At 66.4% G+C, this 7,844-nt stretch carries 6 protein-coding genes and 1 pseudogene; all 7 read right to left on the bottom strand.

Annotation, left to right across the window (positions count from 1 at the left end; translation table 11 throughout):
• Window positions 1–121 precede the first annotated feature (121 nt).
• Window positions 122–280: pseudogene (locus EJ105_RS23155) on the bottom strand (DUF736 family protein); the annotation flags it as partial.
• Between the two features lie 458 nt (window positions 281–738).
• Window positions 739–1,155, bottom strand: coding sequence for a hypothetical protein (locus EJ105_RS23150; RefSeq protein WP_250168182.1), 417 nt, complete (start codon window positions 1,153–1,155; stop codon window positions 739–741).
• A 137-nt stretch (window positions 1,156–1,292) separates the two neighbouring features.
• Complete coding sequence (locus EJ105_RS23145; RefSeq protein WP_229644176.1) at window positions 1,293–1,460, bottom strand: hypothetical protein; 168 nt, start codon at window positions 1,458–1,460, stop codon at window positions 1,293–1,295.
• 385 nt (window positions 1,461–1,845) lie between these two features.
• The gene (locus EJ105_RS23140) at window positions 1,846–2,769 is read right to left on the bottom strand and encodes a DUF2493 domain-containing protein (protein ID WP_250168181.1); all 924 of its coding nucleotides are present in this window, start codon (window positions 2,767–2,769) and stop codon (window positions 1,846–1,848) included.
• A gap of 304 nt (window positions 2,770–3,073) precedes the next feature.
• Window positions 3,074–4,111: a DUF7146 domain-containing protein gene (locus EJ105_RS23135; RefSeq protein WP_250168180.1), complete on the bottom strand. Its 1,038-nt coding sequence runs from the start codon at window positions 4,109–4,111 to the stop codon at window positions 3,074–3,076.
• A 90-nt stretch (window positions 4,112–4,201) separates the two neighbouring features.
• Window positions 4,202–6,265: a ParB/RepB/Spo0J family partition protein gene (locus EJ105_RS23130; RefSeq protein ID WP_250168179.1), complete on the bottom strand. Its 2,064-nt coding sequence runs from the start codon at window positions 6,263–6,265 to the stop codon at window positions 4,202–4,204.
• A 173-nt stretch (window positions 6,266–6,438) separates the two neighbouring features.
• Complete coding sequence (locus EJ105_RS23125) at window positions 6,439–7,635, bottom strand: DUF932 domain-containing protein (protein WP_250168178.1); 1,197 nt, start codon at window positions 7,633–7,635, stop codon at window positions 6,439–6,441.
• Window positions 7,636–7,844: the final 209 nt, after the last annotated feature.

The following is a 7,844-nucleotide window of genomic DNA, read 5'->3' as shown; positions in this document are numbered from 1 at the left end:
TCCGCTTCCCGCGGGGCGCCCACCTTCCAGCCCGCAATTATGCGGAGCAGAACCCCCGCCGAAACCGGCGGCAACACAGACCTTACAGGCCGGCGCTCTGCATAATCCCGCTCTCCGCATAATCGATCCGACCCACCAGGACCCGGTGGCTGGGAGCGTTCTCTCCGTTGGCCCGCAGGTCCGGGACGATGCGCACGCCCTTGGCCTGGACGCTGAGGGTGACAATCTCGCCGGTGAACTCGTTCGCGCCGGTCTTCTTGAAGGTGCCGATGGTGGCCATGGTAAATCTCCGTCTTCCGTTTCCGAGCCCGCACCATGCGGCCTCGATGGCGATCGGAAGGCCGGAGGCGACCGACGCCGCACCCCACAGGGGCTGCAGCACAGCGGAGGACGGCGCGAGAGGGACTTTCTTGCCTCGCGAGGAATGGCGGCGCCTCGGGGTCCCCACGAGACCTGTCGCGTGGGGTGGGGTCCGGCAGGGGAAGAAAGTCATGATGCGCCGTTGCGGCAGAGGCGGTCGAGGCGCAGCCGTCCTGCGGCCAGATCCGCCCATTGGAGAGGCCGTTTGGAGCGGTCGACCGACGGATACCGAACGGGGATGATGGTGACCCGCCGCAACCTCACGGAAGACCGGCCCGATCCTCTTCGGCTTCACGTCCCCCGTTCCAGGTCAGCTGCGCGTGATTCCACCGCACCGGGTACAACCGGGCAAGATTACTCCCACCATGTACTGGTCCGTCACTGACCGCGGGGCGCCATGCCCGCGACCTGCAACAGCGTCGTGATGCCGATTGCGATAGCGCCGATGGTCGAGAAGACGATCTGCCACGTCTCGGACGGCATGGCGAGCTTCGCGATACCATGCGTGGCGTGATAGCCGGCGAGGACGGCCGGGGCCACGAAGGTGAGCGCAATGAGAAGCCGCGCCCACATCGGACGAACGATCACGAGCAAAACCTGGCCGATGCTGAGCGTAACGCCCCCAGCGATCAGGGCAACGACGATCGCACCGAGCCAGCCCCCGCCGGCATGGTAGGCCCAGGTGCCGGCGCTGACGGCGACGAAGAACGGCAGCGCGAAGACGGCGAGCGTGAACAGCAGCCAGCAGAATAACGCGATGGCGGCGAGACCAAGCGGGATGCCGAGGAAGATCATGGTGGTGTCCCCGTGAGGAAAGTTCTGACGGTTGCGCCTTCCACCACCACCGCGGCGCGATCTCTAGCATAGCAAGGAAAGATGGATGCCGGAATCCCAGCAAGGGAGATACCCGGCACTTCATGCGTACACCTTCGCTATCTGGCGAAGGGATCAATCTCGCGGACGATCTGCGAGGCGTCGCCGTCGAACTCATCGGCTGGCACGACCGACAAGCTGCCGTCGCCCGCGCGGAAGATCACGATGACGACCATCAGGGTCTTGGCGAGGCTGAGGGCGAAAGCCTGCGCATCGGTGGAGGACATGGGGTCCGGCTCCTGCTCGAAGCGGAGGACCATCCCCCGCTGACAGGCGCCCGACGGGTCCGGGCGTGGGCCGCAATCACCGCGACGGCGAAGCGGGAGCGGCGGCACGCTGGGCGTAGCCGACCCCTTGTGGGTTGATGGCGTCAGGCCCTCGGTCGGACCAAGGACCAGCGCAGGAAAGCGGGGGTGGGCCGTCGCTCGAAGGTCGGCAGGTGTGGCCGTCTCCTCGCATGCGCTTGCTCAGGAGATTTCGCTCAGCTCCACACCCGATGAGCGCAGGTTCTGCTCGCCAGTCCGCTGAAAACCGATGACGAGAACCGCATTTCCGTGAAAAGCGATAAGGCCCCGTGAAATTCGATTCCGATGGTCGAGGAAGGGGCAGCGCTCACGCGCTGCCCGACCCGAACCGATAGACCGGGATGCCAAGCTTGCGCGCCTTGTCGGCGAGATTGTCCTGGATGCCCGTGCCGGGGAAGATGATGACCCCGATGGGCATGACCGAGAGCATCTGGTCGTTGCGCTTGAAGGGCGCGGCCTTGGCGTGCCGTGTCCAGTCCGGCTTGAACGCGACCTGCGGCACCTTTCGGGCATCGGCCCAGCAGGCCGCAATCCTTTCGGCACCCTTGGGCGAACCGCCATGCAGCAGCACCATGTCCGGGTGCTTGGCATGGACTTGGTCGAGCTTGGCCCAGATGAGCTTGTGATCGGCCGAGTCACCACCGGAGAAGGCGATTTTCGGACCTGCGGGCATCAGCACCTCGGTCTCCGAGCGCCTGCGGGCGGCGAGGAAGTCGCGGCTGTCGATGAGGGTTGCGGTGAGGTGCCGATGGTTTACCAGGGATCCGGTACGGAGGCGCCAGGCTGAGCCGATATGACGCTCGAAGGCGTCGGCGGCTTCGTCGCGCATCAGCTCGAAGGCATCGCGGCGCTCGATGAGGCTCTGGCCCTCAGCGATGAGGCGTTCCAGTTCCACAGAGCGCACCTCACTGCCGTCCTGCTCCTGCTGGCTGCGGCGCTGGCCTTGCTCGTTTGCGTCGAGGGCATTGGAGATGCGGCCGGCGGCACGGTGGAAGAGATGGACGGTCCACCACAGGAGGTCGGGGAGATCCGGCTCGAGGCGCGTGTCCTGGAGCGTCGCGATGAGGGCGTCGAAGATGTCGGCGATGGCGCCGGTGACACGGTCGGCCTCGGGAAGCGGCCGGGGATCAGGCTCGTCGTTGAGCGGGCGATAGCCGTAGAGCTGAAGCTCCTGCAGCAGCTGATCCGTGGGCGAAGAAGCGTGGCGAGGTTCGTCGTGCTCGGTGCTCATGGGAGGCTCCGTCGGTTGGACCGCAGCCTTGCGGCCTTCATGGCGACGAAGCCGGCGGGCGGGACGGACCTGCACCCCGCGGGAAGCGCGGGGCCGGAGCGTGAGCGGAGGATGGCGAAGGCCGGCGATTTTGTTTCGCGATGGAAAGCCGCGCAGCGGCTCCGGAAAATCGTTGGTCGCAGCCATTGCCGGGACGGCGCGCCTGCTGGCCGATCGCCCTCTGGAAGGCCTGGCTGCGGGTCCTCTGTCGGCGGTGAGCTTCAGAGCGTGGCGCGAGAGGATCCCTGCTTCGTGCCGCTTCAGATCACGAGCGCAGCACCATGAAACGTGCGACATCCTCTGGGGCAAGCTGGCATCGGAGCCCTGCCAGCAACGCGTCGACGCCCAACGTGTGCAGATCCTCGTTGAAGTCGCCGAGCGTGGGCGAGAGCACGATGGCCTCGACTCCGGCTGAGTTCGCTCGTGCGATGAGGCGGTCTCGCGCTTTGTCGCCTGCCGGATCGGTGTCGCGGACGATGTAGAGCCGCCGCAGCCCAGGTGGAAAGACAATGGCGGCAAGGTGCGCAGCCGAGAGCGCCGCTGCCATCGCGAGGCTGGGCAGCACGGAGCGAAGTGACAGAATGGTCTCGATGCCCTCGCCGGCGGCCATCACGTCGTCAGTCCCACCAAAGCGAACGGCATGCTCCAATAGGTGGCCCATGGCGCGCCGGGGCGTGGCGATGGCGGCCTTGTCCGATCCGTCGGGAGCGAGCCATGTCCGGTGGATGCCCATGATCCGTCCCCTGAGATCGGTGACAGCCGCGATCATGGCCGGCAGGAGTTGAATGGGCCCGTTGGGGGCCGAGCGATAATAGCAGCGTGGGTGAAAGCGCAGGCTTTCGGTTTCGTGCAAAGCCGTGATGCCTCGGTTCCGCAGATACGTCTCCACGATCGTACCCGGAATCGGCCGTGTGGCGGCAAATAGCCGTCGTGCCGAGAGGACCAGATCACGCGAGGAGGATGGCCGCGTGCGATGGGGGGCTTCCGCGTCTCGTGAGCTTGGGGGAAGGTGCAGAAACATCTCGGCCTCTGCGACCACATCGGTGAAGTGGGACAAGCCCCGGCTTTCGCGGATCACGTCGAGAAGGTCGCCGTGCTCCCCCGTCGCCGCATCGGTCCACTTGCCGGCGGGGCCTTTCGCACTGTCCGTCAGCCGCACGAACATGGAGCGCCCGGGCGTGTTGCGAACATCGCCCACCTGCCAATAGTGCCCCTGCCTCTGGCCAGCGGAGAGATAAAGGCTGCAGACGGCTTCCGCCTGCCTGCCGAGCCGTCGGGCGAGGTCATGCGCTGCATCCGACATGGGAACGCTCCAACAGAAAGGCCCGCCGTCCGGGCCACGCGACAGGGGGAGCGCGAGGCGGCGGGCGGCGGGCCAGGTTGCCCGGGAGGATTATTCGGCAGCGATCGAGGAGGAGATCGCTTCGGGCTCCTCACTATCGGCGAAGTCCTCGCTGTCGCCCATGGCCGTTTCGCCGTCGATCTCCGCCGTCTCTTCGCCGGCGGTCTCGGACGGCTGGGTCCGCAGGGCTTCCGGGAGCCAGCCGCTATCGACGAGAAGGGATTCAGCCTCCCGCGCCATGTCGCCCTTCTTGAGGTGGGCGATCCCCTCCGCCGCGCGTTCGCCCTTCGCCTCGGTCACGCCCTGCAGAATGCGCGCCTTGGTGACCCGGCCGAGGAAGGTGTCGACGGTGGGCTTCCATCCGGCCGCTGCCATGTCGAGTGACACCGCCTGCGCCAGCTTGTCGGCATGGGCGAAGGCGCGTGGACGGCGGTTCCAGGCCTCGTGCACGGCATTGACCGAGAGGCTCACCACATGGGCGAACAAGGCGGATTGGCTGTCGCGGTCCCAGCCGCTCAGGGTGTCCCAGAGTGCGCCCGGCTCCTTGGGCAGCGCCTTGGCCCAGCTTTCGTGCCGGATACGCATGGCCTCGGCCGAAACGCTGTCGTTGAGGCCCGGTGCCTGGGCGTTGAACGAAACACTCTTGAGATCGAGCTCAAGGCAGCTGTCCGAGCCATAGGCGTAGAAGGCCTTCAGCGTGAGGGCGTGGACCGCCGCGAGGAAGGCCACATCGGGCTGTTCACCCAGCGCATGGCGCAGGCCGAGGGTCCGATGGGTCGTCAGCTCCGTGAGCAGCCGGTCGGAGATCGGAGTGAGGCCGTCCTCCTCCTCGGGCTCAGCAGGGGCATCGGGTGTGCCCGCCTGCTGGAGAGAAGTCGATGCCACATGGTCTGCATCATCGGTCTCGGTGGAAGTGGCATGCTCCTCCTCGACCGGCACCTCGTCCTCCGGGCGGACAAAACCCCGTTCCACCCGCAGCTTTCCATCCTGGGCGATGCTGACGAAGGCGCCGGCCCGGGCGACCTCCGCCGGATCGAACGCGAGGGGACGCGTCTCGAAGGCCTCCAGCATCGCCTCGAGCTCACCGAGCCGCGCATCGACTTCCTCGGGGAGTTCGTCGGCATCGGCATGTTTTTCGGAGAGCTGATCGCATTCCGCCTGGGCGGCTACCCTCGCAGCCTCTTCCTCCTTGGTCAGGGGCGTCGGCTCACCCCGCAGCTGGCGCAGGCCGTAGGTGTGGCCATAGGCGAAGTCCGGCGCAACCTCGATCCACTTCCAGCCTTCGCCTCGGATTGCATCGGCATCGGCTGCGAGCTTCTCCACCACCATCCGGTCGACGAGAGTCGCGTCTTGCAGCCAGCCGCCGTCGTCGCCCTGGAACAGGTCGCGCAGCACGGTGCCGCCCGCTGCCTCATAGACTTCGATGCCGACGAAGCGGGCCCGCTTATCGGATGCCCGGACCGCGCCTTCCGTCAGCATGCGCCGGATGGCATAGGGCTGCTTGTCGTAGGTCTGGGACAGACGATCCAGCACCTGCTCCTGCCGCTCATGGTCGCCAGTGACGGTGAAGGCCATGAGCTGGTCAAGGGTGAGGTCATCCTCGGCATAGGTGTCGAGGAGCTTCAGGGAGAGGGAGGCGAGCTTCAGCCGCTGCTTCACTACCGCGACCGACACGAAGAAGGCCGCCGCGATCTCTTCCTCCGACTGGCCCTTCTCCCGCAGGGCGAGGAAGGCTCGGAACTGGTCGAGGGGATGGAGCGGTGCGCGCTGGACGTTCTCGGCGAGAGAATCCTCCTCCGCGATGCCGCCCTCGCGCACGATGCAGGGTACCGGCGCGGTCCTGGCGAGGCGCTTGCGCTTCACCAGCAGTTCCAGCGCCCGATAGCGCCGCCCGCCGGCCGGGATTTCATACATGCCGATCTCGACACCATCAGCATCGACCAAGGCGCGGACATTGAGGCCCTGGAGCAGGCCACGTCGGGCGATGTCCTCCGCGAGTTCCTCTATGGAGACGCCGGCCTTCACCCGGCGGACATTGGACTGGCTGAGCACCAGCTTGTTGAAGGGGATGTCGCGGGACGACGAAAGGGTGATCTTTTGAACGGCCGTGGCCATGGGATGTTGCTCCGCGACGGGCGGCCGGAGAACCTCTCTCTGGCCTCCAACCCGTCACGAAGCGCGGCGCCGCCCTCTTCCTCTGAAGGCTGCGCCGCAGAACCGACGATCCGGAAAGCTGGAACCGCACGAAGCCGGAGACACGACAATCCGCATCTCCGACTTTGCGTATTTCAGACAGCGCGATCGAGGAGCTTCTTTGCCCGGGCCTCCAGATCGAGGCGAGCATCCTGATGCGGCTTGTCCCGCGCCACGGCGGTGATGCCCTGCACGAAGTCGAAGATGCTCTCGGGTTTCCGGCCCTCCTCGGCGAGCACGGTGTCGATCACCTTCTGCGTCTCGGCCTTGGAAAATCCCTTGCGGCGCAGGAACTCGGTGCGGTCCTCGTCGGTGCGCGCCACGATGCGCTCCCGAGCGGCTCTGATGCCATTGACGAAGGGCATGGGCGAAGAATTGGCAAAGCGCTCCAGGGCTGGCGCCGCCTGATGGGCGAAGCGGGAGGCGGCATACTTCGAGTGCCGGATGGTGATCTCCTCGAAATCCTCCACGCCCCACAGGTTGCGGTTCTGGCAAACCGCCCGGAGATAGAAGCTGGCGATGCCCAGCGTCTTGGCGCCAACCTCCGAGTTCCAGCAATAGAAGCCCCGGAAGAAGAGGTCGGGGGAACCGTCCGGCAGTCGGCCGGCTTCAATGGGGTTGAGGTCATCCACCAGGAACAGGAAGACGTCCCGGTCCGAGGCGTAGAGCGTGGTGGTGTCCTTGGTGATGTCGACGCGGGGATTGTAGATGCCCGTCGACCAGTCGAGCACGCCCGGCACCTTCCAGCGCGTGTCGCCGGTGCCATTGCCGGCGATGCGGCGCACGGCGTCCACCAGCTCATGGTCATAGATGCGGCCATAGTCGGGACCGGTGACGGCGCGAAGCTCGACCCGGCCATCCTCCGCCTCCAGCGTCTTTACCTGCTCGGCGCGGTGCGTCAGAAGGCCGTGCTGCAGGTTGATGCCGGCGAGCGGCGCCGGGAGCTGACGCAGATAAGATGCCGGCGCGCCGATGAGGCCTGCCAGCTGGCCGAAGCTCCAGTGGGTCGGGGCAACGGGAGCCTCCGTCCCGGGCAGCGCGAGCGTCAACCGATCCGGCATGTCGCGGCTCGCCTCGACACGGATGGCGACACTTTCCACGGTCCGGGTCCTGCTCCGGTCGGACCGGCCGCGCACTGCGCCATAGAGCTCCGACAGGGACAGATAGCGCTCGTCCGCCGGCCGGGAGAACCACTCGGACGACACGCGGCCGATCGCCTCGCCGCGGCTCGCGTCGACCCTGTACCCGCCCGCCGCTTCCCGGCTCGTCTCTAGAACCTGAACCTCAGTCATGGGACCAAACTCCATGACGGGTGCCGGAAGCCTCTCTCCCGGTCTTCAACCCGTCGCGGAATTCCGGTTCACCTCTCACTCTTTGAGGCTCTCCGAGAAGGAGAGATGGCTTGGGCGGAGCTGCTCCATCCCTACATAATCTGAGCCGAAGCCGAGACTCCACCTTGACCGCTGCCTAGGCCCAGGTCTGGGCTGAATGCGGCGAAGAA

The organism is Xanthobacter aminoxidans (assembly GCF_023571765.1).
In the GTDB taxonomy this organism is placed as follows: Bacteria; Pseudomonadota; Alphaproteobacteria; order Rhizobiales; family Xanthobacteraceae; genus Xanthobacter; species Xanthobacter aminoxidans.
Note: the sequence above shows the minus strand (reverse complement) of the source record. Positions and strands in the feature narration are given on the sequence as shown.

Bases quoted from the DNA above. Each gene is read 5' to 3' on its own strand.
- EJ105_RS23140 (WP_250168181.1), bottom strand. From the start codon at position 2,769: ATGAGCACCGAGCACGACGAACCTCGCCACGCTTCTTCGCCCACGGAT.
- EJ105_RS23130 (WP_250168179.1), bottom strand. From the start codon at position 6,265: ATGGCCACGGCCGTTCAAAAGATCACCCTTTCGTCGTCCCGCGACATC.
- EJ105_RS23145 (WP_229644176.1), bottom strand. From the start codon at position 1,460: ATGTCCTCCACCGATGCGCAGGCTTTCGCCCTCAGCCTCGCCAAGACC.
- EJ105_RS23150 (WP_250168182.1), bottom strand. From the start codon at position 1,155: ATGATCTTCCTCGGCATCCCGCTTGGTCTCGCCGCCATCGCGTTATTC.
- EJ105_RS23125 (WP_250168178.1), bottom strand. From the start codon at position 7,635: ATGACTGAGGTTCAGGTTCTAGAGACGAGCCGGGAAGCGGCGGGCGGG.
- EJ105_RS23135 (WP_250168180.1), bottom strand. From the start codon at position 4,111: ATGTCGGATGCAGCGCATGACCTCGCCCGACGGCTCGGCAGGCAGGCG.